Origin of the sequence: Zobellia nedashkovskayae (assembly GCF_015330125.1) — a bacterium.
GTDB classification, from domain to species: domain Bacteria; phylum Bacteroidota; class Bacteroidia; order Flavobacteriales; family Flavobacteriaceae; genus Zobellia; species Zobellia nedashkovskayae.
In genome coordinates, this window is record NZ_JADDXR010000002.1 from 4,587,176 (window position 1) to 4,611,278 (window position 24,103).

The following is a 24,103-nucleotide window of genomic DNA, read 5'->3' on the forward strand; positions in this document are numbered from 1 at the left end:
CAAAAAGGAGGGTTTTGTTTTTTAGGTATGGATGAATTAATTGATATTCTTGATTCCGATGGAAATGCCACTGGTAAAACGGCAATGAAATCCGAAGCACACCTTGAAGGATGGTTTCATCCTACCGTGCATATATGGTTTTACACTAGCACTGGAGAAGTTCTAATTCAAAAACGGTCTAAAAACAAAGCTATCTTTCCCCTACTTTGGGATGTTTCTGTAGCAGGACATATTGGTGCTGGCGAAAACATTGAAATTTCTGCAGTACGGGAAATTGAAGAAGAAATTGGTCTTACTATTCAAATAGAAGAACTAGAGGAAATAGGAATTTTCAAATCCGTTCACAGACATTCGGAGAAGTTAATAGACTGCGAGTTTCACCATACTTTCCTTTGTGAACTTAAAGTACCATTGCACGAACTTAAAAAACAAGAAAGCGAGGTTGATGACCTTGCCTTGATTTCATTAATCCAATTTTCACAAGAAACTTGGGGTCTAGCTAATCTACTTAAGTATGTTCCCCATAGTACGGAATACTATAAGACTATTATAAAAGAGATTAAAAAGAGATTATAGTTTTGCTACAAAATCAAGTACAGCATCTAGAGCATACGTTTGTTGTTCACCACTTTCCATATGTTTAACGACAAAAGCATTTTCTGCCAATTCATTTTCACCAATTGAAATTACATAAGGAACATTCCGGTTATTGGCGTATTTAAACTGCTTATTAATTTTTGCGTTAGATGGGTACACATCTGACTTTACGCCATTTTTTCGCAAAGCGGATACTAACTTCAAAGAAGCCAAAGCTTCTTTGTCTCCAAAGTTTAAACAAAGCACTTGTAACGATTGGTCAATGCTTTCTGGGAAAAGGCCCAATTCTTCCAAAACCAAATAGATACGGTCCAAACCAAAAGAGATTCCAACACCGCTAACATCTTTTAAACCAAAAATTCCGGTAAGATCATCATAACGGCCACCACCACCAATAGATCCCATTTTAACTCCCTCTGGTGCGCCTACTTCAAAAATAGCTCCAGTGTAATAATTAAGGCCGCGGGCCAAAGTAACATCAATAGAAAATTTAGCGGACTGTAAGCCCAGCTCTTCTAAAGTACTTACTATATAAGTCAACTCCTCTACTCCTTTGCTTCCTGTTTCCGAATCTTTTAAAAGATCTCTTAAGGCTTGAAGTTGTTCTAGGTTACTTCCTGAAAGAGAAAAAAGTGGTTCTACTTTGGCTATAGCCTCAGGAGTTAGTCCTCTTTCTGCCATTTCTTTCTTTACACCTTCTTCACCAATTTTATCCAACTTGTCTAAAGCCACTGTAAAATCTATCAAAAGATCTTGTGCACCAATAACTTCAGCAATACCTGAAAGAATTTTTCTATTGTTCAATTTAATATTGACACCTTCTAATTTCAAATCAGTAAAAACGGCATCATACAACTGTACTAATTCTATCTCCTGCAATAAAGAATCGGAACCAACCACATCAGCATCACACTGAAAAAACTCACGGAAACGTCCCTTTTGAGGTCTATCCGCGCGCCAAACAGGTTGGATTTGATAACGCTTAAAAGGGAAATCAATCTCATTCTGGTGCATAACCACGTAACGCGCAAAGGGTACTGTTAAATCATAACGGAGTGCCTTTTCCGAAATCTTAGAAGTCAACGCGTTTGAATTTTTTGAACTATACGTAGCATAATCAACCTTGTTAAGATAATCCCCTGAATTCAAAATCTTAAAAATCAAGCGATCACCTTCATCTCCATATTTCCCCATCAAAGTATCCGAATTCTCAAAAGAAGGGGTTTCGATAGGTTGAAAACCAAAAGTCTGAAAATGCTTTTTCACGATGTCAAAAATATAATTTCGTTTGATGACTTCGGAAGGAGTAAAATCTCTGGTTCCCTTTGGTATGCTTGGTTTTTGTGCCATTAGATATAATTGTGATGCAAATATAAAATTTTAGGAAGAGGAGCGCCGTTTTATATGGATAATCCTCCTTCTGCTCTGAAATGGAATTTTCTTAAAAAAATAAAGAGTTGATCTACTTAAGCGTCAATAACTTTTTCAAACCATTGGTAAAGGTCGCCTTTGGTTATAGCGGCCCCTTGCTCGATTAATTGAAATTTATCCAGATTCTTATCCTCGGTATATGCTTTAGAAGCCGTTAGATATTCAACAAAGTCTGATTGCCAGTTCTTTTTGAACCAAGAAAAACCAATTGTAGTGTTTAAATCTATTTCTGGATTCATGACCTTTACAGATATCAGCTTCATTTCCTTTTCTGCCAAATAAAACAAATGCATCTGTTTTTCAGAAATATTCTCTAAATACTGAACTTTTGAAAGCACACCCTCCCATACCAAATCACTAAAAATATCAATTTCTTCTTCGGCAACTTGCGGTTGGTTTGTTTTAATTTCCTGCCATTCATCTCCGGTAATAGATTGTGTAGCCAAAAAATTGATAAACTCTTGTTGCAGCTCTTCTAATTGCTGCTTTGTAAGCCTCGTGTATTTCATTCTGCAAAAATAAAAAGGCCGTACGAAACGTACGGCCTAATTCTAATAAATCTTAAGTTAATTTAGAAAATATAACGTAAACCAAATTGCATTTGCCATCTAGAGAACAAACTTGAGTCATAACCAAAAGTCTCAGTAATCTGTTCATTGAATGTATAGGTAGGTACATTGTTTGCATCAACAGATACAGATAATGGATTTAAGCTGTTTGGCTGTTGGATTACACCCCAATCGCTATTCAATAAATTACCAAAATTCAAAATATCAATACTAAACTGAATAGTGTGTTGTTTGTTTTCTGATACATTAAAGCGGTAGTCTTGTAAGAACTTCACATCCCACTTTCCTCTCCATGGTGCAAGAGCTCCATAGCGATCAAAATACTGCCCTCTATTATCACTCATGTACTCATCTTGCTGAATGAAACGCTCAAAAGCATCTGCTTGACCAGCACCCGAAAATTGCATTTGTTGAACTTGAGCCGCTGTTGGAATATAAAGCAAATCATTATTCTGAAATGAGCTGTCATTATTAATGTTACCAGCATAGGTATAATTAAACCTTCCGCCTTTAGCATATTCAAAGAAGGTAGAAATAGTAGTTGACCATTTCTTGTTAGCACCATAGTTGAACTGTTTTGCTCCAGCTCCAATAAATCTGTGCGTATCTCCATACTTTGAAAACGAAAGTACATCTTGGTTGGCATCTCCTAAGTTTGGATTAAAATCAAAAGCATCCCCTGTAATTTCTGCCTCAATAGAATTGACATCTTTAGCATTCAAATAGTTATAAGCAACACTTGCAAAAAGACCATTATCCCAACTTTTCTGAGCTTTTAAAGATGCATTAAATATTCTTCCTTTATCAGAGTTTGTAAATACATATCCATTATTTCCTTTATCTGCATCAGTATAAACAGGTCTATTATCTCCAGGAGCATTTAAAGTCCCTGAAGGATTTCTCAATCCCCAGTTTTGAACATGTGCTCCATTAAGGTCTTTGGTATACGAAATATCAGCAGTTAAAATAACACCGCTATCAAATCTATGATCTGCACCAATGTTGGTACGCCATACTTGTGGCCATTTGAAATCTGGATCAACAATTTGATAAAAGAAAAAATCCAGACCTTGTACTTGGTTTCCTAACCACACAAAAGGAAAACGACCGGTAAAAACACCACTACCACCACGTATCTGGGTAGTCTGATTTCCTTTAACATCCCAATTGAATCCTACCCTTGGAGAAATAAGGAATTTATTACTAGGTAACGTTTTTGAATCTAATGTAGTTTCTTGATTGGTCTGTGGATTAAAATAAGGAATTGTTGGGTCGAAAGTAAAGGGCTTTCTATCAATGTTTTCCTGAATTTTTTCATCCGTATCAAAATATAAAGGCTTATCAAAACGAACACCATAGGTCAGTTTAAAATCTGGAGTTACGGCCCAGTCATCTTGCACATAAAAAGAAAATTGTCCTACATTGGTTTCCGCTAATGCCCAACCTCCGTCATTGCCAACACCAGCCGCATTGCTATTCGTAAAAATATTTTGAGCATTGGCCAACGCAGCCGCTAAAGTACCATCGGCAACATCTGTTTGAAAAGCTGCTAAATCAGGATACGATGCGAAAGCACCCACCTCTTGATTGAAATCTCCATCTTCATCGTAACCATAAGCTCCTAAGTTAAAGGAGTTGTCAAACGAAAACTTTTCAAATGAAGCACCAACTGTAAGGGTATGGTTACCCATAAAATAGTTGAAGTTATTCGTAATCTGAAATACTTTCTGATCAAGTGTATTATTAATAGAAAAAGGCTCATGCCCCGCTATGATATAATTACTATTTGCTCCATCTTGTATGGTAATAGCAGGCATAGGTGCAGAAAGCGCATTTCTGAAATCATCAAAATGAGAATAGCCTACTTGTAATTTATTTGTTGCATTGTCCCCAAAAGTAGAGTTAAGCTCCACCTGAAATGATTGAATATTGTTATTGATTTCGTATCCGGAATTCTCAAACTGTAAAACCTGAAAGCTAGGTCCTCTTACGCCTAATGCAGTAGGGTGAGCTGGTTGTTCTCTTGATGATTTTAAGAAATTATAAATTACAGCTAAACGATGATCATCATTAACATTCCAATCCAACTTAAAAATCCCTTTGGTAGATTCAGCTCCATAAGTGAAACCATCATATCTTCCCGTATCATAACCCAAACCAGCAAGTGCAGACTGGACAGACATTAAATCACTTTCTAAAACCCTAGATTCATTAATAGCTCCAGAACCTGTATTGGGCACCCAACCACTAGTACCTAAATCATCTCGTTGATCACGTTCAAAATTGGCAAAGAAAAAGAGTTTGTTTTTTACTATTGGTCCACCAATGCTAACACCATATTGATTTTGGTTCAAGTCTGGCTTTACTACATCTTCTCCTTTAATTTTACCACCGGTAAGGCTTTCATTTCTAAAGAAACCGTAAACACTACCATGAAACTCATTTGTACCGCTCTTGGTTACAGCATTAACTGTAGCTCCAGTAAAACCCGATTGTGTAACATCATAGGGAGCCAAAGACACCTGAATCTGATCTATAGCATCTAAAGATATTGGCTGTGATCCAGTTTGACCACCAGGACTAGGTGCATCCAAACCAAAAGGGTTTCCAAAGAAAGAACCATCTAAAGAAAAGTTGTTGTATTGATCATTACGACCACCAAATGAAAGACCTCCTGTACCAGGAGTTCCAGAAGCACTAGGCTCTAGTCTTGTGAAATCTTCCGCAGATCTAGAAATAGTTGGCAGTTTGGTAAGTTCTCTTCTTCCAACACTGGTTTCAGAACCAGTACGATCACTTCCAAATGTTCCTCCGCGATCTGAGATTACCACTACTTCATCCAAAGCTTGGCTCTCAGTTGCTAGAACAGCATCTAAAGTAAAAGTCTTTCCTAAAGACAAGTAGATGTCGTTTAAGGTCTGTTCCTTGAAACCTACATAAGAAATTGTTACAATGTACGGTCCACCAACCCTAAGGTTTAAGATTTTAAAAAGACCATCTTCATTGGTAATGGCACCTGATTTTGTGCCCGTTGGCGTGTGCACAACAACCACGTTGGCACCTAATAAAGGTAAGTTTTGATCATCGACCACCGATCCGCTCATATTAGAGGTGGTGACCTGTGCAATTGCACTAAAAAAAGTGAAGAATAGAACAACACTTAAAGGGACTTTGTAAGACATAATCATTTGTTTGAGTTAGTCTTACAAAAAAGAACAAAAAAAAAGAGCTATGCAAGCACAGCTCTTTTAAGTTATAAGTTGTTATTAACCATTATTTCTTGGCAGCAACAACTTCAAATGGGAATTCTACTACAACTTCCCTGTGTAATCTTATCTGTGCATTATAAGGACCAGTACGTTTAACGGCACCACCTTGAATGTTGATAAACTTCTTATCGATACTGTGACCTTCTTTTTCAAGAGCTGCAGCAAGATCAATTGTAGTAACCGATCCAAACAACTTGTCAGCTGTACCTGTTTTAGCAGAAATTTTCATTTCCAAAGCCTTAAGAGCTTCAGCAGTTTTGCTAGCCGCGTCAACAACTTTTTTCTCTTTGTGAGCTCTTTGTTTTAAGTTCTCAGCTAATACCTTTTTAGCAGAAACAGTAGCCATTGCAGCCAAGCTTCTTGGAATAAGGTAATTTCTACCGTAACCGTTTTTTACGTTTACGATATCGTCTTTAAAGCCTAAATGCTCTACGTCTTGTTTTAGTATAAGTTCCATTTTGCCTTAAAATTTATTTTAATAAATCGCCTACGTATGGCATAAAAGCCAAATGACGTGCTCTTTTGACCGCTTGAGCCACTTTGCGTTGGTATTTTAAAGAAGTTCCGGTAAGTCTTCTAGGTAACAATTTACCTTGTTCGTTTACCAACTTCATTAAAAAGTCCGCGTCTTTGTAATCGATATATTTAATACCTGATTTCTTGAAACGACAATACTTCTTCTTAGTATTAGTTTCAATGTTCAATGGAGTTAAATAACGGATTTCACCGTCTTTCTTTCCTTTTGCTTGTTGTTGTAATGTTGCCATAATTCCTTATGCTTTAGCTTTTAACCTTGTTCTTCTTTTCTCAGCCCACTCAATAGCGTGCTTGTCTAGTTTTACTGTCAAGAAACGCATGATACGCTCATCCCTTTTGAACTCTTGCTCATAAGGAGTAATAACTTCACCTGTACTGGTGAATTCGAACAAGTGGTAAAAACCACTTTTTTTGTGCTGGATAGCATAGGCCAATTTCTTAAGCCCCCAATTTTCTTTGGAGACCATTTTGGCGCCATTTTTAATTAAGAAATCTTCAAATTTCTTAACTGTTTCCGCTACCTGATCATCAGAAAGCACGGGATTCAAAATGAAAACAGTTTCGTAATGGTTCATAAATGTATATTTTTTAGGAGTGCAAAAGTAACAATTTTTATTAGACTTTACAAGAAAAGCGGATTTTCTTCGTTATACTTTGGTAATCCCAAAAATCTTACATAACCAAATCTTAACCTATGTCATTACAAATTACAACAAAAAGAAGCCCAAGTTTACAATATTATTGTATTTAGACAGGTTTTTTTAGTATTTTGTCGATGACTTAACCCCACAAATCGACCTATTTATGAAATTAAGAAGTATTATCGTAGACGATTCGTCCATGCAACGAATGGCAGTCGCGAAGCTTGTAAACAGTCATCCCAACCTTGCTATGGTGGCCGAGTACAGCAATGCGATCGAAGCTAAAAACGGCATCAAGAACAACGAGATCGATCTTATTTTTCTTGATGTTGAAATGCCTATTATTAGTGGATTTGACCTACTCGAATCCCTAGAAAACAGCCCTCAAGTAATTTTGATTACAGGTAAGCCAGATTATGCTCTAAAAGCATTTGATTACGATGTAACCGATTATTTGCACAAGCCTATTACCTTAGCCAGATTTGACGCTTCGGTAAAAAGAGCGGTAGCTAAGTATGAGCAGATAAATAAAGTTCAAGAAGACGAAGAACACATCTTCGTTAAGAGCAACCTTAAGAAACGTAAAGTAATCTTAAACGATATTAAATGGATTGAGGCTCTTGGTGATTATATTAAATTGGTGACAGACGAAGCTAACATTGTTATCTTGTCTACCATGAAATCATTTGAGCAGCAATTACCAGAAGATAAATTCTTACGAATTCACAAATCCTACATTGTGAATTTAGAGAAGATAGAAAAATTCAACAGTAAAAATGTTGAAGTTAGTGGCAGGTCCATTCCTCTTAGTAGGAATAAAAAGACCGAGTTGGCAGAAGCATTAGCCAATGTCTAGCACTTCTACTTTAAATATAAATCCCGAACATTAATTAATGTTCGGGATTTTTTTTGTTTCCATTTTAAATATGGTCCACATTATATATGACCCGTACACTCCTAAATTGAGAAATGGAATTAAACGACTTTTCAATTTTCTTAATAGCAATTTTCGTTTTTATGACCGACTGGGAATGTGGGATCTTGATTAAAACATTTTTCAGGAACAGATTCCGAACCCTGGCCACTGGCGGATACTCAGGGCCAAGCACATTACCGCCCAAAGTGGTCCTTAACGCTTTCGCGAACCATTCCGTTGCCTCATTCAAACGATTATACTCCTTATGTTTAAAAGTGATTTTAATTATCCTATTATTTGGCGGATACTTATATTGTTCCCGCTCGTATAATTGCTCCTTGAACATGGTATCATAATCATGTGTAGATACCTGTTGTAATATCTGATGATATGGATTATAGCTCTGTATTAAAACTTTTCCTCTCTTTTTAGTACGACCTGCACGACCCGCTACTTGCGTCAATAATTGAAAACAACGTTCATGTGCCCGATAATCCGGAAAATTTAAAAGAGAATCCGCATTCATAATACCCACCAAACTCACGTTTCTAAAATCCAGACCTTTAGTAAGCATTTGGGTACCCACAAGAATATCCATTTCCTGTTGTTCAAAAGCAGTAATTATTTTTTCATAACCATGCTTGCCTCGCGTAGTATCCAAATCCATTCGCCAAGTCTTAGCGTCCGGAAACAAGGTTTCTAGTTCCTTCTCTACCTGTTCAGTTCCAAAACCTTTGGTGTCTAATGTATGACTACCGCAGGCTTGACAACTTTCTTGCAATGCCATATGGTAACCACAGTAATGACAACGCAATTGTTTTTTATACTGATGATACGTTAAACTCACATCACAATTGGGACATTGTGGTGAATGTCCACAAGTGGTACACTCAACAATAGGCGCATAACCCCTTCTGTTTTGAAATAAGATTATTTGCTCTCCCGCCTCTAAAGCTTCTTGAATAGCCAAAAACAAACGTTCGGAAAAATGTCCTTTCATCCGTCGTTTTCTACTCTGCTCTTTTATATCTACCAATTCAATATCTGGCATAAGTACATTCCCAAAACGTCTTGTTATTGTGGCATACCCATATTTTCCTATTTTGGCATTATTAAAAGTCTCTACACTTGGAGTGGCAGATCCCAATAGAATATTACTGTTGTGAAGTTTAGCCAATACAATGGCTGCATCTCTTGCATGGTATCTTGGTGCCGGGTCAAACTGCTTAAAAGAACTCTCATGCTCTTCATCAACCACAATAAGCCCTAAATCTGAATACGGCAAAAACAAAGAAGAACGAGCTCCTATAACAATTTGAGCTTTGTCTTTTTTAGTCAAGACATTGTTCCACACCTCTACCCTTTCCTGTACACTATATTTTGAATGATACACAGACACCTTTTCTCCAAAATATTCTTGCAAGCGAGAAATAAGCTGAGTGGTCAGTGCTATTTCAGGAAGCAGATACAAAGCCTGTTTTCCTTTTTGGATGCATTCCTCTATCAACTTTACATAAACTTCAGTTTTACCAGAAGAAGTTACTCCGTGCAACAAGGTTACTTTATTTTCAGCAAAGCTTTTCGATACATCTTCAAAAGCTTTTTCCTGGTACTCGTTCAATGCTTTTAAAGCATAATTATCCTCTTCTCCATCATAGCTCACCCGGTCAGTTCTTACAAAGTACTCCTCTAAAATCTCTTTTTTAACAAGTGATTTTATAACCGCCTTTGAGCCTCCACTGGCTTGTTCTAGTTCCGTTACTTTAATCGGTTTTTTGTTTGTGGCTTGTATTTGGAAAAGAGAAAGTACAACCTGACTTTGCTTTGGGGCTCTTGATAAATCCTTTAAAAGTGCTTCCAGTTTATCCTCTTCAAGATACTCCTTTCCTAATTTCACATAGCGCACTAGCTTAGGTTTGTACTGTTCGTACATTTCTTCCTTAAGAAGAATAACATTCTTTTCTATAAGTCGATTTAAAACGGGAAGAATATTCTTTCGGTCTATAATAGCACTCACCTCTTGCACCTTTAACAATGCTTGATGCTGCAGTGCCTCATACACCAAAAACTCGTCATCCTCTAATTTAGACTCATCAACATCTCCTTCATCGTTTCTTAGAATAAGAGTTTCGCTTTCCAACAAGAATGCTCCAGGAACTGCACTTCTAAAAACCTCACCTATAGTACACATGTAGTAATCTGCAATCCACTGCCAATGCTTTAACTGAATAGCATTTATAATAGGATGCTCGTCAAGTATGCGGTCTATTTCCTTGGCTTCATAAATTTCAGGCTTATTGGTATGCACATTATGCACCAAGCCCGTATAAATTTTAGATTTACCAAAAGGAACACCCACGCGCATGCCCGGACGCAAAAACTCAGCTTCAGTCTCGGAAACAGTATAAGTAAAAAGTTTCTCTAAAGGAATCGGTAAAATTACATCGATAAAATACTGCATACTTCCGTTCGAATTCTATCCTTCTACACGCACCCAAGTCTGGGTACGATAAATAAAAGCTAAATACCCCCTTACCTTAAGTTCATTAGGGTTTTCCGGATTAAGCCAAATTTTACATCTAAAAGTCATTGCCTGTTGAGGGTCAAAAAGAGTATCGCCTTTATAAACCCCATTTCCGTGATGTTCTGCATCTTCAATTATAGTCATGCCCAAGACAGGCTTATCTTTCCTATCTCCTTCGCACTTACCGCAAATAAAATTCTCCTTCCCCTCCTCTACTATTTCAATAATTTTACCATGCATCATCCCATCCTCTTCATATATCTCTATAATAGCTTTTGGTTTACCTGTACGGTCGTCTATAGTTTTCCATTTTCCGAAAACTCCTTGGGAGTGACTTACTGGAGATAACATGACGATAAAAACAAAAAAACTTAAAATTGCGCTTGTATTCATTTCTTAGTATATGTTTTTCTTAAAGAGTTCAACGATGCATTAAGCTCGAACCCGAGCAACAATATATTAGAATTTAACCAGATATAGACCATAAGAATCAATAAACCTCCTAAAGCACCATATAATTCATTGTATCTAGCAAACTTTTCTACATAAACACCAAAGAGGTATGAGGTTAACATGAACAGAAGAGTAGTCATAAATGCTCCTGCTGAAAAAAACCGAGCATGTTTACCTTCTGTAGTTCCAAAATAATACAATATAGCGGTAGTGAAATAAGATAAAATAATAAAAAACAACACCTTACCTATCTTAGCACCCACAATATCATTCTCAGTAAGGTCATACCCCCTTGTCTTAGCGGCCCAAACACTTAGGTAGTCTATTATATACAACTCAAAATAACCATAAGCCACAGCGCCTACAATTAACAAAATTGATAGAATTAAACCCACCATAAGGGCATATAAATACTGACGGAAAAAATGCCGAGTCAACTCTACATGATACGAATTTTCAAATCCCCCAAAAATAGCATTAACCCCATTTGCCATTAGAAAAATAGAGAACAAAAAAGCAGAAGACAATAACCCTCCTTGCTTCTGATCTTTTATCTGTTGGTAAATCTCACCAAAATAATCACTAGTTGCCGAAGGTAAAAAGGACTCTAAAAACACAAGAAATTGAGAATCAAAATTATCATTACCTACACTTACATACGGCAGTATAAAAGGAATTAATGTAATTAAGAATATAAGTAATGGAAATAATGCCAAAAACAAGCTAAAAGCAATGGCACTGGCACGCGTAGAAATGGCTCCTCGGAAAACACCAAGAATGTACATTTCAATTAAGTCATAGAGAGATAGCCCTTCAAAAGCCGGTAGTTTTACTTGTTTTAGCAAACGAGCGACCCAGTTGACAATAGGAATTTTTTCAATTCTACTCTCTATCTCTTGCGACATTTATACCGCTTTTAAGCTTAAATCCATATTATACACCGAGTGGGTAAGCGCACCAGAAGAAATATAATCCACACCGCACTCCGCGTACTTGCGCAAAGTATCTTCGTTGATTCCGCCCGAAGATTCCGTTAAACAGGTATCGCCAATTAGCTTGACCGCTTTACGGGTATCTTCATAATTGAAGTTATCTATAAGAATACGGTATACACCACCCGCCTTAAGAATTTGTTTTATCTCATCTAAATCTCTTGCTTCCACAATGATTTTAAGATCTCGATTAGTTTCCTTTAAATAATCTTTGGTTTTCTGAATGGCTTTATCAATCCCTCCCGCAAAATCTATGTGATTATCTTTGAGCATAATCATATCGTATAAAGCGAATCTATGATTTTCACCTCCACCTATCTTAACAGCCCACTTTTCCAAAGCACGAATACCAGGAGTCGTTTTTCGCGTATCAAGAATTTTAGTTCCCGTACCCTCCAATAACTTTACGAATGAATTTGTTTTTGTAGCAATAGCACTCATACGTTGCATAGCATTCAAAACCAAACGTTCTGCTTTTAAAATACTTTGTGAACTTCCTGAAACATAAAAAGCGATATCACCATGCTTTACAGGAGAACCATCAGTAATAAGAGTTTCTATCTCCATATTGGGGTCCACATACTTAAAGACCTCTTTAGCGAACTCAACCCCCGCAATAATGCCCTCATCTTTCACCAACAGTTTTGCTTTTCCCTGCGCAGTATCAGGTATACAGGCCAACGAACTATGGTCTCCATCACCAACATCTTCACGAATGGCATTTTTTATGATATAATCTATTTCTTCTTGGAATTGTTCTTTGGAAATCATGTACGGGATTTTACTTATAGCTAAATTAGTAAATAGTTGGGGGTTTATAGACCTTACTTAAAGGGTTATTTATTAGAATAGGTATATATCTGAATACTTAAAACTTATTATTTCAAATTATATTTGCCGTATGACCATAAAACTCATCGCAATAGGAAAAACAGATAGCAAAGCTTTATTGCAGCTTATTTCTGAATATGAGAACCGATTGAAACACTATGTTAAGTTTGAATTGGAAATCATACCTGACATTAAAAACACTAAAAATCTCTCCGAAACGCAACAAAAAGAAAAGGAAGGTGTACTAATTTTGAAAAACCTGACCAACACTGATGTTCTAGTACTCTTAGACGAAAACGGAAAACAATTTTCCTCAGTAGATTTCTCTGGTTATTTACAGAAAAAGATGAATGCAGGCCTTAAGCAGCTCGTTTTTGTAATTGGTGGCCCATACGGTTTCAGTACGGATGTTTACAATAAAGCACAAGGTAAAATCAGTTTATCAAAAATGACCTTTTCCCACCAAATGGTTCGCCTTTTTGTTGTTGAGCAAGTCTACAGAGCTTTCACCATTCTACGTAACGAACCTTATCACCATCAATAAAAATTGAGCAAAAAAAATGGCCTTCTTTAAAAAGAAAGCCATTTTTTATGTTTGAAAGATTATTTTAAGCCTAGTACAACACTCTAAATTTAATAGTGTTCTCTACCTTCCTAAGAGCTTTTATAACGTCTTTATTATATTCTTTATCCAAATCTGTAATTACATACCCTACCTCGCTGTCAGTAGATAAGAATTGTCCAGAGATATTTAAGCCATATTTAGCGCATACCTCGTTAATCTTAGCCATAATTCCGGGCACATTTTTATGAATATGCAAGAAGCGGTGTGCATTCTGTTGCTTTGGCAAACGAATATTCGGGAAATTTACAGCATCTACAGTATTACCAGAGTTTATGTAATCCATAATTTTGTTCGGAACAAAATCCGCTATATCGCGTTGTGCTTCTTCTGTACTACCACCAACATGCGGCGTAAGAATAACATTGTTCAAACCTTGTAGTGGTGTGTAGAATTCACCGTTGCTCCGTGGTTCTTCTGGATACACATCAATAGCTGCACCACCAATTTTACCGGATTTCAAACCTTTTGCTAATGCTTCAATATCAACTACAAAACCTCTTGATAAGTTAATAAGCATGGCTCCATTTCTCATTTGGCTAATTTCTCGCTCACCTATGAAATCCTTATTCGCCTTATTGTCATCTATATGTAGCGTAACTACATCTGAAACATTTAATAAATCTTCTAGCGTATTACATTTTATAGCATTACCTAGTGACAGTTTATCGTCTACGTCATAATAATAAACACGCATACCTAAGGCTTCTGCCAAGATAGAAAGTTGTTTACCGATATTCCCGTAACCAACAATACCAAGATTCTTGCCACGGACCTCTCTTGAACCTTCAGCAGTCTTTTGCCATTGTCCGCTGTGTATTTCACTACTTCTAGAGAATACACTTCTCATTAACATAATAATCTGCCCAATGGCCAATTCAACTACTGAACGTGTATTACTGTAAGGTGCGTTAAAAACTACAACTCCATTTCTCTTTGCATGAAGTAAATCTATTTGTGTAGTACCAATACAGAAAGCACCAACTACCAAAAGTTTATCAGCAGCATCCAGTACTTTTTGAGTTACTTGGGTTTTTGAACGGATACCCAATACATGAACCCCTTTTATTTTTTCAATTAATTCGTCTTCATCAATACTATGCTTTACCAACTCAACTGAAAAACCATCATCTGATAAATTCTTGAAAGCATCCGGATGAACATTTTCTAGAAGTAATATTTTAATTCTATTCTTTGGATACGAAATATTACGAGGTAAATCGTTTACGAAAAGAAATTCATCCATATTTGGAGTTATATAATCTGCATTTTTGGCCGCTTTCTCACGGTGTACATTTTCAGTATAAGCAAAGAACTTATCTGCAATACCAGCTTCGCGCATAACATAATCGCTATACCCATCACCAATAACCTGAACTTCGCCTTCAAGGTTCATGTCTTTAAGACATTGTATTTTACCATTGTGTTGAGAAAGTACATTTTCAGAATCAAAACCTACAATATTACCTTCTTTATCAAATTCAAAAGTATTAGCAAATACCCTGTCTGATGGAATGTTATACTCCTTTACGATAGGATCTATAAATTCTTTAAACCCACAAGAGATTACGTAGATATCATCTGAGAATTTTTCAAAAAATTCTTTATTGGCAGCAATAGACTTGGAGATTTTAAGACGCAGCTCTTCTACCAACGGCCCTAAATCATCTTTATGGGCGTGCAATAATTTTATACGTCTTTCAAGAGATTCAGTAAAGGATATATCACCATCAATACCCAAATTAGTAATTTCCTGAATTTTCTTAATGATTTCGTCTTTGTTAGAATTGCCTTCCAGGGTCCTTTCGGCTAGTACATCCAAGGCTTCAACTCTTGTTAAAGTACTATCAAAATCGAATACATATTTCCTACCTGCTTCTACCATGTCTTTGCTAAAAAATTAAGGGACAAAAATAAAGATTATTTCTGTCCAAATTAGACTAATGTTGCTAAAAGTTATCCTTATAACTAATCTACTTCTTTTTGATATGATTTAAATTTTTCATAGACATTAAAAACATGAACATTTTAATCCAAAAAGGAAACTACCGCTTCTGAAAACGCCTTAGTTTTATAGGTTCCGTTGTGGTCTCCCTCAACGATTACAAATTCACTTTTAGGAACGGCTTTATGTAATTTTTCTGGACTGCCGTTATCTAAGTCTTCATTACCTGCAATAACCAAAACCTTAGCCTGTATATAAGCTAAGTGACTTTTTTTGGTATTGGGCTGAAAACGTTGTTGCAGGTACAAACTTCTAAAATCTGCATTAATAGATTTTGCATAATCTACCGCTTCCTGAGTTTCTTCAGTTACTTTTCCATTAAAAGCATTCATGAATTTAATTTTTCGCGGCCACCGGTAATCTGTAAAATCGATTCCCATACCACCCAATACCGCCTTTTTAACACGTCTATCCTTGAGCAACAATTTCGCAAGAACAATACTGCCCCTAGAATAACCTACGGCCATATATTTTTTTAACCGTAAATGCTGCGTGAGAAACATAATATCCATTACCTCGGCATCAAAGCTATATGCTTCTTCCGTTTGCGGTTTATCAGATTCGCCATTACCCCTCAGATCAAGAGCAATTACTCTAAAGCCTTCTGCTAACAAATCTTCTTTTAGACTTGTGTTCTTCCACGATTCCTTAGTATTTATAAAGCCATGAATCAATAGCACGGCATCGCCTTTACCCTCATCAGTATAAGCTATTTTAGTATCGTCAAAAGAATTAAAAAATTCCGTTTGCCCCCATGAGGAGGTAATGAACATAAATGATACCACCACAAAAAAGATATGCATTGCGTTTCTATATATTAACATAGATAATTCCTGTAATTACTGCAAGTCCAAAACTTAACAGCGTTCCTATTAAGATATATTCGGTAAGTTTCCGGTTGTTGCTTTCTTTTAAATCATTAAATCGAAAAACAGATTTTGCTCCTATCAACAAACCGATAGCTTCCCACCTGCCCATAATAATGAACATAAGAACAAACAACCGTTCTATGATTCCTATATATTTTCCGGCATTGGGCAGCGATTTATGGTCTAGTTCAATTTTGTCCGACATGGCTTCCAATAACTTGCCCATAATAATCGCGGCAGGAGAGCTCACAAATACAATTGCCGTTACCAAAGGCCAATTTAGGTCTTGAAATAGGGTAACAGTATGTTCCATTAGCTTGCCATAATAGACACAGCAATATAATACGAGAACATGAAGCACCTGGTCAATAAAAAAAGGAATGCTTTTTAGCTTGAACAAAGGTGTAACATACAGTTTAGCTAAATCAATAAAATAGTGCGAAACCATAATAATCAAGGCTATTTTCCAAAACTTTAAATCCCACACAAGTAACATCGTCAGCGCAAAATGAAGTAGAACATGTGCGTAGAGGTATTTTGATTTCTCTTTATTAGCCTCCTTGTGAATAACCCAGCGATTGGGTTGTAATAAAAAATCGCCTATTAAATGTGCCAGTAAAAGTTTTGTGAACAGAATCATCTAACTTAATTCTTTTAAAGTTTTTGAATAATACTCAAGTAATTCTAGAACCAAATCTAGACGAGCCCTTTTTTGACGTTGACTAACCGCAGACTGTTGAATATTTAGTCTTTCGGCTATTTCGCGTTGTGAAGCATTAGGATTATCTAACGCCAATACAATTATCTCTGCCGATACCGTACTCCAATCATCCATAAAATGAAGCGCCAACTTAAGCATAAGATTTAAAGTATCATCAAAAAAACCATTGCCCGTAGCAATTGTTAAATTGAGTTTATCTTCTTTAAGAGACTCAAAAGTTCTTCCTGATCTATGATAAGCAGGACCGTTAGACTCGCTAACACCAACCCCCTTAAATGTCTCACCGCCCAAGCCAATACCCATACGAACATCTAGGCCCTTTATCGTTTTTATTAATGCTTTAATGTGTATTGCCGCCCGTAAAGCATCTTCTTTGGCTATTTTTAATTGAAACTCGTCTCCTCTATAAACCTCCCAATCTACGGGTGATTTGCCTAGTTTGGATAAGTAATTCTTAAGAATACCTAACCACTCTGACGAGTTGTGGTTCTCGGAGTTAATAATATCTCCAGTAATTATTGCTATCATAATTATATAAGCTAAAACGCTAATATATAAAAATATAAGCTAAAACGCTAATATTTTACATTATAAGCTATATTGCTTATATCCTAAAACCACCTTCGGACATTTACACAATACTGTTTATATTCTTTACCAAAAAGTTTTAAAAGGACCGTCTCTTCAGGAATAATTTGAAACCGATTCATATATCCAACAAAACCTGCTGCCAGCAAAGTATTGAATGCATTACCAAGCCATATACCCAAAGCCAACAAAAGCACAAGCAAAGCCAAATACATGGGGTTTCTAGAATAGGCGAAAATTCCGTTTTCTACCAACTTACTAGTCTTAGAAGGAGTAGCCGGGTTAATAGTAGTTCGTAAACGAAAAAATTGAAAAAGAGCAATTACAGCCACAATACCAGCAAAAGCCAATAAAAAAATGATTAAATAATACCTGCCAAAAAAATCGAAATAACCAAAAGGCAAAAACGTAGCAAGCAGATACATTAAACCTGCGAAAATTAGAAAAACAACTGCGGGAGGTATCTTTAACTCCATAATAGAATATTTATAGCTTTTCAAAATTACTATTTTTGAGACCGCTAAAAGCATCCGTTTATAAACAATCTTAAATCAATTTAAATGAAACTTGTTTTCGCAACTCATAACAAAAACAAATTGGACGAAGTTAAAAAACTCGTCCCTCCGCATATAGAACTGGTCTCATTAACTGATATTGGTTGTTTTGAGGAAATACCAGAAACCGGCACAACCTTAGAAGAGAATGCACAACTAAAAGCCGACTATGTTACAAAAACCTATGGCCTGGCATGTTTTGCAGATGACACAGGTCTTATAGTAGATATTTTAAATGGTGAGCCCGGCGTGTATTCTGCTAGATATGCAGGCGAAACAAAAGATGCGGACAACAACATGAACAAACTTTTAAAGAATCTAGAAGGCAAAAAGAATCGTGAAGCTCACTTTAAAACAGTTATTGCCTTAAACATAAATAAAGAGAAGCATATCTTCAATGATATTGTAAAAGGTAAAATAACAAAAGAAAAAAAAGGTTCCAAAGGTTTTGGATATGACCCAATATTCCAACCTAACGGCTATAAACAAACTTTTGCCGAACTCCCGCTAGAAACCAAAAACCGTATAAGCCACAGGGGTTTAGCTATCAAAAAACTATTAGATTTTCTACAATAATAGCTATTTAAATAATAAAACGTACCTTTGCGCCTTAATTTTAACGCCGCCGGTATGGCAGGTGTTGTTCTGAGTACTAAGGTTATATACGATAATCGCTCTATGCAACACACCTATTAGCGATTTAAGTATACCTTTTTTATGACAAAATTTGAAGAATTAGGGCTAAGTCAGCCCTTATTAGATGCTGTAAAAGATATGGGTTTTGAAACCCCATCTGAAGTACAGGAAAAAGCAATCCCACTTTTATTGGAAAGCGAAATGGATCTTGTTGCGCTTGCGCAAACAGGAACTGGTAAAACGGCCGCCTTTGGTTTTCCGTTAATCCAAAAAATAGATAGCGCCAGTAGAACTACCCAAGGTTTAATACTCTCCCCTACTCGTGAACTATGTTTACAGATTACAAATGAGATACAAGCTTACTCTAAATATGTAAAAGGCCTAAACACCGTTGCTATTTATGGTGGAGCTAGCATAACAGACCAAGCAAGACAGATCAAACGTGGCGCACAGATAGTTGTGGCAACCCCCGGCCGAATGAAAGATATGATCAGCCGTGGTCTTGTTGATATTACAAAAATTGATTACTGTATTCTTGATGAAGCGGATGAAATGCTCAACATGGGCTTTTTTGAAGATATAAAGGATATTCTTTCGAATACTCCTAAAGAAAAGTCTACTTGGTTGTTTTCAGCAACTATGCCAAGAGAAGTAGCAACCATTGCCAAGAAATTCATGAACAGCCCTACCGAAATTACAGTAGGAGCTAAAAATGCAGGAACTTCAACTGTACAACACGAATACTATGTAGTTGGCGGAAGAGATAGATACCCTGCTCTTAAGAGACTTGCAGATGCTAACCCAGATATTTTCTCGGTAGTTTTCTGTAGAACTAAAAGAGATACGCAACGTGTAGCGGAAAAGCTTATTGAAGACGGGTACAGTGCAGGAGCATTGCATGGCGATTTAAGTCAAAATCAACGAGATTTAGTAATGAACTCGTTCCGTAAGAAACAAATACAAATGTTGGTTGCAACGGATGTAGCTGCTCGTGGTATTGATGTTGATGATATTACACACGTTATCAACTACCAACTTCCCGATGAAATCGAAACTTATACGCACCGTAGCGGTCGTACAGGTAGAGCTGGTAAATCTGGTATTTCAATGGTAATCATTACCAGAAGCGAAATGCGCAAGATTCACGCCATGGAGAAAAAGATTCAACAATCTTTTCTTTCTAAAAAGATTCCAACCGGAATTGAAATATGCGAAATACAACTGTATCACTTGGCCAACAAAATAAAGGATACTAAAATAAACAAAGATGTTGAAAATTACCTACCGGCAATTAACGACGTTCTTGAAGGTATAGATCGCGATGAACTTATCAAGAAAATAGTATCTGTTGAGTTTACACGTTTTTCAAACTATTACAACAAAACGAAAGATATAAGCAGCTCTGATGATCGTGGTCGTGATAGAGGAGATAGAGATAGAGGAGCAAGTGCACCTTCTAACGGATCTGTTCGTTATTTCATTAATGTTGGAGAAAAAGATGGTTACGACTGGATGTCTTTAAAAGACTTCTTACGTGATACATTAAGCCTTGGAAAAGAAGACGTTTACAAAGTTGATACTAAGGATTCATTTTCTTTCTTCAACACCGAAGCTGAACATACTGACAAAATTCTCTCATTTTTTACCGACTTTAAATTAGAAGGTAGATTCATTAATGTTGAAGTTTCTAAAAACCCTGGCGGAAGCGGCGGCGGTAATAGAGGTAGAAGCGGCGGTGGCAGAGGAAGAAGTGACCGTGACAGCAGTGATCGTGGTGGTAGATCTAGAGGTAGAGACAATAACAGAAGCTCTTCTAGAGGCAAATCTAGCCATTCAGGAAAGAGAAGAAGCGGTAGCAGCAGCAGCAAAAGCAGAAGCGACTTCTTTTAGGACTACAGAACAACTTACATTTTAAGTTAATTCTATATTAAAAAATACGCTTCGGCGTATTTTTTTGTTTTGTTTAGTATTTTTAACCCCGTATGCTAAAAGCAATGAAACCAATATCAATTATAGTTCTGCTCTTTATATCAACCTTTTCGTTTGCTCAAGAAGAAGAAATCCTAGAGGAAAAAGAAATAAAGGCCCTAGTTGTAAACGCCCAAACAGATGCCCCCATGGGTAATGTTCATATTATAAATTTGAACAAGGTTAAAGGAACCATCACAAAAGACGATGGAGAATTTACAATTATTGCATCTGTAGACGACATTCTCTACTTTTCTTATTTGGGTTTCAAGTCTCAAAAAATTAGGGTTACAAATGACATGTTCAAATTTGAGAACACTAAAATTGCCTTAACAGAACTTGCCTATGCTTTAGAAGAGGTAATTGTTAGACCTTATCAGCTTACAGGCTATCTTGAAATAGACGTTAAGAACGCTCCTATAAACAATGCATACCAGTATAGTATATCAGGCCTTTCGGTAGGTTACGAAGGAGGTAACAAGAACCCTAGTGCCGTTACCAAGGTTTTAGGCGCTATCTTAAATCCTGCAGATTTATTGCGTAATCTTTTTGGTAAACAGCCAAACCAAATGAAGAAACTTCGCAAAATAAAAGAAGACGACCAAATACGGGACCTTTTGGCTTCCAAATTTGATCGTGAAGTCCTAATGGAACTACTTCAGATAGAAAAGCTAGATATTCAAGATATTCTAAATAATTGCAATTACTCAAAATCGTTTATTAAAACAGCCAACGATTTACAAATTCTAGATGCTATAAGTAGTTGCTACGAAGATTTTAAAGTATTGAATCGTAAAAAATAAATTTTCTATTTCCCATTGCATTTTATAGCTTTAGAGAAAATAGAACTCTTATGAAAAGACTGCTCTCTGCGGTTATTATACTTCTAATCCTTGCTTCCTGCAAAGAACAACGCAAGGATATTGTAGAAGAGGTAGCGGTAAAAACCGACACCATTTCCAAATCAATTGAACCCCAAAAGAACGTTCCTTTTGCTTGGGAAGGAGCCAATATCTACTTCTTATTGACCGACAGGTTCAATAATGGTAATACCGAAAATGACGTAAATTTTGACCGAACCGAACCAACTGGACCTCTAAGAGGATTTATGGGCGGGGATATTCTAGGAATTACAGAAAAAATAGAAGAAGGCTATTTTTCGGACTTAGGTATTAATGCCATATGGTTCACCCCGGTTATAGAACAAATTCACGGCAGTACTGACGAAGGTACGGGAAACACCTACGGCTATCATGGGTATTGGGCCAAAGACTGGACAAATCTTGACCCTAACTTTGGGACTAGAAAAGATTTAGAAACTATGGTTAAGACCGCGCATAAAAATGGTATCCGCGTTTTGCTAGATGTTGTCCTCAATCACACTGGGCCCGTTACAGAAGTTGATGGGACTTGGCCAGATGAATGGGTAAGAAAGGAACCTGTATGTGATTTTACCACTTATGAAACTACGGTTGAATGTACTTTGGTAAAAAACCTACCGGATATCCGAACTGAATCTAACGAACCTGTTGAACTTCCTGATGCCCTTTTGGCAAAATGGAAAGAAGAAGGCCGTTTAAGCCAAGAACTAGATGAATTGCAACTGTTCTTTGAACGAACCGGTTACCCACGAGCTCCAAGATACTATGTTATAAAATGGCTTACTGATTATGTCAACAACCTAGGTGTAGATGGTTTTAGGGTAGATACCGTAAAACATGTAAACGAAGAGGCATGGTCAGAACTCTATAAAGAAGCATCTTATGCTTTTGAAAACTGGAAAAAAATGCACCCTGATAAAGTGCTGGATGACAAGCCTTTCTATATGGTTGGTGAAGTCTACAACTATGGAATCTCTAACGGAAGAGAGTACGACTTTAATGACAAAAAGGTAGATTACTTTGCCCATGGATTCAAAAGTCTTATCAATTTTGAGCTAAAAGAGGATGCCAAGAATGATTATGAGTCTATTTTTCGAAAATACAATAAGATGTTGAACACTGATCTTATTGGTAAAAGTGTAGTAAACTACCTTACTTCTCATGATGACGGAAGTCCTTTTGACCCTGAAAGAAAAGACCCTTTCAGAGCAGCAAATATTCTATTGCTCACACCTGGGGCTTCACAAATCTATTACGGAGATGAAACCGCCCGTGATTTAACCATAGAAGGCTCTGTAGACAACCCTGTTGAGGGTGATGCCACACTTCGTTCATTTATGAATTGGGATGAGCTTGATAGTCTTCCTAGAACTCAAGAGATTCTACAGCACTGGAAAAAACTAGGAACGTTTAGAAGAAATCATTTGGCAGTGGGAGCCGGAAAACACAAAAGACTTGGTAAAAAACCTTACGTTTTTAGCAGAACTTACATTGAAGGAAACTACAAGGATAAGGTTGTTGTAGGATTAGATTTACCTAAGGGTAAAAAATCGCTTTGGGTAAAAGGTTTCTTTGGCGACGGAACTAAACTATATGACACCTATTCAGAAACAGAAGTTATTGTTGCAAACGGTAAAATATTACTAGAGAACGATTTTGATATTGCCCTCTTAGAGCTAAAAGAATAGACTACAGAGGACTATGATTTTTTAAAGCTTTGTTTTAAAAATCATAGTCCTTATCATAATCATATAGGTCTTTATTTATACTTAAAAAATTAATCTTGGCGCTAGTCTTGAAAATGCTCGTCCATTCTAAATATTACCATTATTTATTTCCGTTTCATATCTTTTTAAAATATCATCAATACTCCTAACAGATTTTTTGGTCCAATCCAGTCTTTTTTCTAGTTTTTCTTCCTCGGTAAGTCGCCATTCAAGATTTGTAGCTCGCATTTTAACCGCCAAATGTTGTAGAATTATTGCTGCTGACACAGATATATTCAAACTTTCGGTAAAACCCAACATCGGAATTTTTAAAAATCCATCACTCATATCAATTGCCTCTTGGCTTAGACCATTTTTTTCAGTCCCAAAAAGCAGTGCCGTTTTTCCTTCTATTTTGAAATCTTCCAAAAAAGTAGAATTGTTATGTGGTGTGGTAGCAATAATTTTATAACCATCCTTTCTAAGTTTTTCTATACAATTACGAGTACTTTTATAACGATGCACATCTACCCACTTCTGAGCGCCCATAGCTATTTCGCTATCTAGCTTCTTACCAAACCGCGATTCAATTACATGTGCGTCTTGAATACCGAATACTTCACAACTACGGATAACAGCACTTGTATTATGCATTTGGTACAAATCTTCAATCGCTACTGTAACCAATCTTGTGCGCTCTTCCAGTATTTCTAGAAACCGCTGTTTCCTTTCTTCGCTTATAAAATTCTCTAAATATTCAAGAAGTTGTTCCTCTGCCATGTACCGAATATAA

General features: G+C 36.6%; 23 protein-coding genes. 7 read left to right on the plus strand and 16 right to left on the minus strand.

Annotated features, from left to right (window positions below; translation table 11 throughout):
- The first annotated feature begins 27 nt into the window (after positions 1-27).
- A complete protein-coding gene (locus IWB64_RS18900) occupies positions 28-576 on the plus strand; it encodes an NUDIX hydrolase (RefSeq protein WP_194535492.1) in 549 nt (182 codons plus the stop codon).
- Here the strand turns inward: IWB64_RS18900 and hisS are convergent.
- From hisS to rpsF, 6 genes are all read right to left on the minus strand, one after another.
- Complete coding sequence (hisS, locus tag IWB64_RS18905) at positions 571-1,947, minus strand: histidine--tRNA ligase (protein WP_194535493.1); 1,377 nt, start codon at positions 1,945-1,947, stop codon at positions 571-573. The two genes, IWB64_RS18900 and hisS, sit on opposite strands and share 6 nt — an antisense overlap.
- A gap of 116 nt (positions 1,948-2,063) precedes the next feature.
- Positions 2,064-2,537, minus strand: a complete 474-nt coding sequence (locus IWB64_RS18910; RefSeq protein WP_194535494.1) for a DUF6495 family protein — start codon at positions 2,535-2,537, stop codon at positions 2,064-2,066.
- Between the two features lie 62 nt (positions 2,538-2,599).
- The gene (locus tag IWB64_RS18915; RefSeq protein WP_194535495.1) at positions 2,600-5,779 is read right to left on the minus strand and encodes a TonB-dependent receptor; all 3,180 of its coding nucleotides are present in this window, start codon (positions 5,777-5,779) and stop codon (positions 2,600-2,602) included.
- A 91-nt stretch (positions 5,780-5,870) separates the two neighbouring features.
- Complete coding sequence (gene rplI, locus IWB64_RS18920) at positions 5,871-6,323, minus strand: 50S ribosomal protein L9 (protein ID WP_194535496.1); 453 nt, start codon at positions 6,321-6,323, stop codon at positions 5,871-5,873.
- Positions 6,324-6,336: 13 nt separating this feature from the next.
- The gene (gene rpsR / locus IWB64_RS18925) at positions 6,337-6,633 is read right to left on the minus strand and encodes a 30S ribosomal protein S18 (RefSeq protein ID WP_155595852.1); all 297 of its coding nucleotides are present in this window, start codon (positions 6,631-6,633) and stop codon (positions 6,337-6,339) included.
- A gap of 6 nt (positions 6,634-6,639) precedes the next feature.
- Positions 6,640-6,978 (minus strand): 30S ribosomal protein S6, encoded by a 339-nt coding sequence (gene rpsF, locus IWB64_RS18930; protein WP_155595851.1) that lies wholly within the window; start codon positions 6,976-6,978, stop codon positions 6,640-6,642.
- A 229-nt stretch (positions 6,979-7,207) separates the two neighbouring features.
- Here rpsF and IWB64_RS18935 point away from each other — a divergent pair, with 229 nt between their 5' ends.
- On the plus strand, positions 7,208-7,900 hold the full coding sequence (locus IWB64_RS18935; RefSeq protein WP_038232372.1) for a LytR/AlgR family response regulator transcription factor: 693 nt from the start codon (positions 7,208-7,210) through the stop codon (positions 7,898-7,900).
- Positions 7,901-7,964: 64 nt separating this feature from the next.
- On the opposite strand, the gene priA is transcribed toward IWB64_RS18935, so the two are convergent.
- The 4 genes from priA to nadC are packed head-to-tail and all read right to left on the minus strand — an operon-like array spanning position 7,965 to position 12,700.
- A complete protein-coding gene (gene priA / locus IWB64_RS18940) occupies positions 7,965-10,421 on the minus strand; it encodes a replication restart helicase PriA (protein ID WP_194535497.1) in 2,457 nt (818 codons plus the stop codon).
- A 15-nt stretch (positions 10,422-10,436) separates the two neighbouring features.
- The gene (locus IWB64_RS18945; RefSeq protein WP_194535498.1) at positions 10,437-10,877 is read right to left on the minus strand and encodes a DUF2147 domain-containing protein; all 441 of its coding nucleotides are present in this window, start codon (positions 10,875-10,877) and stop codon (positions 10,437-10,439) included.
- Positions 10,874-11,842, minus strand: a complete 969-nt coding sequence (locus IWB64_RS18950; RefSeq protein WP_194535499.1) for a YihY/virulence factor BrkB family protein — start codon at positions 11,840-11,842, stop codon at positions 10,874-10,876. Before IWB64_RS18950 ends, IWB64_RS18945 begins: the two co-directional genes overlap by 4 nt.
- Positions 11,843-12,700 (minus strand): carboxylating nicotinate-nucleotide diphosphorylase, encoded by an 858-nt coding sequence (gene nadC, locus IWB64_RS18955; protein WP_194535500.1) that lies wholly within the window; start codon positions 12,698-12,700, stop codon positions 11,843-11,845.
- Positions 12,701-12,830: 130 nt separating this feature from the next.
- Between nadC and rlmH the strand changes: the two genes are divergently transcribed.
- A complete protein-coding gene (rlmH, locus tag IWB64_RS18960) occupies positions 12,831-13,304 on the plus strand; it encodes a 23S rRNA (pseudouridine(1915)-N(3))-methyltransferase RlmH (protein ID WP_194535501.1) in 474 nt (157 codons plus the stop codon).
- Between the two features lie 70 nt (positions 13,305-13,374).
- Here rlmH and serA read toward each other — a convergent pair whose 3' ends face one another.
- The 5 genes from serA to IWB64_RS18985 form a co-directional block, all read right to left on the minus strand.
- Positions 13,375-15,267 carry a phosphoglycerate dehydrogenase gene (gene serA, locus IWB64_RS18965; RefSeq protein WP_194535502.1) on the minus strand — a complete coding sequence of 631 codons (1,893 nt, stop codon included), beginning with the start codon at positions 15,265-15,267 and terminating at the stop codon, positions 13,375-13,377.
- Between the two features lie 143 nt (positions 15,268-15,410).
- The gene (locus tag IWB64_RS18970; protein WP_226975944.1) at positions 15,411-16,190 is read right to left on the minus strand and encodes an alpha/beta fold hydrolase; all 780 of its coding nucleotides are present in this window, start codon (positions 16,188-16,190) and stop codon (positions 15,411-15,413) included.
- A 7-nt stretch (positions 16,191-16,197) separates the two neighbouring features.
- A complete protein-coding gene (locus tag IWB64_RS18975; protein ID WP_194535504.1) occupies positions 16,198-16,896 on the minus strand; it encodes a DUF3307 domain-containing protein in 699 nt (232 codons plus the stop codon).
- Positions 16,897-17,505, minus strand: a complete 609-nt coding sequence (locus IWB64_RS18980; RefSeq protein ID WP_194535505.1) for a SatD family protein — start codon at positions 17,503-17,505, stop codon at positions 16,897-16,899. It lies immediately after the preceding gene.
- An 83-nt stretch (positions 17,506-17,588) separates the two neighbouring features.
- Positions 17,589-18,041, minus strand: coding sequence for a methyltransferase family protein (locus IWB64_RS18985; RefSeq protein WP_194535506.1), 453 nt, complete (start codon positions 18,039-18,041; stop codon positions 17,589-17,591).
- A gap of 84 nt (positions 18,042-18,125) precedes the next feature.
- Here IWB64_RS18985 and IWB64_RS18990 point away from each other — a divergent pair, with 84 nt between their 5' ends.
- The 4 genes from IWB64_RS18990 to IWB64_RS19005 all read left to right on the plus strand — a co-directional run bounded on the left by IWB64_RS18990 (position 18,126) and on the right by IWB64_RS19005 (position 23,292).
- The gene (locus tag IWB64_RS18990; protein WP_194535507.1) at positions 18,126-18,695 is read left to right on the plus strand and encodes a non-canonical purine NTP diphosphatase; all 570 of its coding nucleotides are present in this window, start codon (positions 18,126-18,128) and stop codon (positions 18,693-18,695) included.
- A gap of 141 nt (positions 18,696-18,836) precedes the next feature.
- The gene (locus IWB64_RS18995) at positions 18,837-20,645 is read left to right on the plus strand and encodes a DEAD/DEAH box helicase (RefSeq protein ID WP_194535508.1); all 1,809 of its coding nucleotides are present in this window, start codon (positions 18,837-18,839) and stop codon (positions 20,643-20,645) included.
- Positions 20,646-20,749: 104 nt separating this feature from the next.
- The gene (locus IWB64_RS19000; RefSeq protein ID WP_194535509.1) at positions 20,750-21,526 is read left to right on the plus strand and encodes a carboxypeptidase-like regulatory domain-containing protein; all 777 of its coding nucleotides are present in this window, start codon (positions 20,750-20,752) and stop codon (positions 21,524-21,526) included.
- Positions 21,527-21,576: 50 nt separating this feature from the next.
- Complete coding sequence (locus IWB64_RS19005; RefSeq protein WP_194535510.1) at positions 21,577-23,292, plus strand: alpha-amylase family glycosyl hydrolase; 1,716 nt, start codon at positions 21,577-21,579, stop codon at positions 23,290-23,292.
- A 126-nt stretch (positions 23,293-23,418) separates the two neighbouring features.
- On the opposite strand, the gene IWB64_RS19010 is transcribed toward IWB64_RS19005, so the two are convergent.
- Positions 23,419-24,090, minus strand: coding sequence for a TrmH family RNA methyltransferase (locus IWB64_RS19010; protein ID WP_194535511.1), 672 nt, complete (start codon positions 24,088-24,090; stop codon positions 23,419-23,421).
- Positions 24,091-24,103: the final 13 nt, after the last annotated feature.

What these genes read in the sequence shown, in the direction of transcription:
- IWB64_RS18980 (WP_194535505.1), bottom strand. Translation starts at nt 17,505, where the DNA reads ATGATAGCAATAATTACTGGAGATATTATTAACTCCGAGAACCACAAC.
- hisS (WP_194535493.1), bottom strand. Translation starts at nt 1,947, where the DNA reads ATGGCACAAAAACCAAGCATACCAAAGGGAACCAGAGATTTTACTCCT.
- IWB64_RS19005 (WP_194535510.1), top strand. Translation starts at nt 21,577, where the DNA reads ATGAAAAGACTGCTCTCTGCGGTTATTATACTTCTAATCCTTGCTTCC.
- IWB64_RS18995 (WP_194535508.1), top strand. Translation starts at nt 18,837, where the DNA reads ATGACAAAATTTGAAGAATTAGGGCTAAGTCAGCCCTTATTAGATGCT.
- IWB64_RS18915 (WP_194535495.1), bottom strand. Translation starts at nt 5,779, where the DNA reads ATGTCTTACAAAGTCCCTTTAAGTGTTGTTCTATTCTTCACTTTTTTT.
- nadC (WP_194535500.1), bottom strand. Translation starts at nt 12,700, where the DNA reads ATGATTTCCAAAGAACAATTCCAAGAAGAAATAGATTATATCATAAAA.
- IWB64_RS18970 (WP_226975944.1), bottom strand. Translation starts at nt 16,190, where the DNA reads ATGCATATCTTTTTTGTGGTGGTATCATTTATGTTCATTACCTCCTCA.
- serA (WP_194535502.1), bottom strand. Translation starts at nt 15,267, where the DNA reads ATGGTAGAAGCAGGTAGGAAATATGTATTCGATTTTGATAGTACTTTA.
- IWB64_RS18975 (WP_194535504.1), bottom strand. Translation starts at nt 16,896, where the DNA reads ATGATTCTGTTCACAAAACTTTTACTGGCACATTTAATAGGCGATTTT.
- IWB64_RS18945 (WP_194535498.1), bottom strand. Translation starts at nt 10,877, where the DNA reads ATGAATACAAGCGCAATTTTAAGTTTTTTTGTTTTTATCGTCATGTTA.
- priA (WP_194535497.1), bottom strand. Translation starts at nt 10,421, where the DNA reads ATGCAGTATTTTATCGATGTAATTTTACCGATTCCTTTAGAGAAACTT.
- IWB64_RS19010 (WP_194535511.1), bottom strand. Translation starts at nt 24,090, where the DNA reads ATGGCAGAGGAACAACTTCTTGAATATTTAGAGAATTTTATAAGCGAA.
- IWB64_RS18910 (WP_194535494.1), bottom strand. Translation starts at nt 2,537, where the DNA reads ATGAAATACACGAGGCTTACAAAGCAGCAATTAGAAGAGCTGCAACAA.
- IWB64_RS18950 (WP_194535499.1), bottom strand. Translation starts at nt 11,842, where the DNA reads ATGTCGCAAGAGATAGAGAGTAGAATTGAAAAAATTCCTATTGTCAAC.
- IWB64_RS18900 (WP_194535492.1), top strand. Translation starts at nt 28, where the DNA reads ATGGATGAATTAATTGATATTCTTGATTCCGATGGAAATGCCACTGGT.
- rpsR (WP_155595852.1), bottom strand. Translation starts at nt 6,633, where the DNA reads ATGGCAACATTACAACAACAAGCAAAAGGAAAGAAAGACGGTGAAATC.
- IWB64_RS19000 (WP_194535509.1), top strand. Translation starts at nt 20,750, where the DNA reads ATGAAACCAATATCAATTATAGTTCTGCTCTTTATATCAACCTTTTCG.
- rpsF (WP_155595851.1), bottom strand. Translation starts at nt 6,978, where the DNA reads ATGAACCATTACGAAACTGTTTTCATTTTGAATCCCGTGCTTTCTGAT.
- IWB64_RS18990 (WP_194535507.1), top strand. Translation starts at nt 18,126, where the DNA reads ATGAAACTTGTTTTCGCAACTCATAACAAAAACAAATTGGACGAAGTT.
- IWB64_RS18985 (WP_194535506.1), bottom strand. Translation starts at nt 18,041, where the DNA reads ATGGAGTTAAAGATACCTCCCGCAGTTGTTTTTCTAATTTTCGCAGGT.
- rlmH (WP_194535501.1), top strand. Translation starts at nt 12,831, where the DNA reads ATGACCATAAAACTCATCGCAATAGGAAAAACAGATAGCAAAGCTTTA.
- rplI (WP_194535496.1), bottom strand. Translation starts at nt 6,323, where the DNA reads ATGGAACTTATACTAAAACAAGACGTAGAGCATTTAGGCTTTAAAGAC.
- IWB64_RS18935 (WP_038232372.1), top strand. Translation starts at nt 7,208, where the DNA reads ATGAAATTAAGAAGTATTATCGTAGACGATTCGTCCATGCAACGAATG.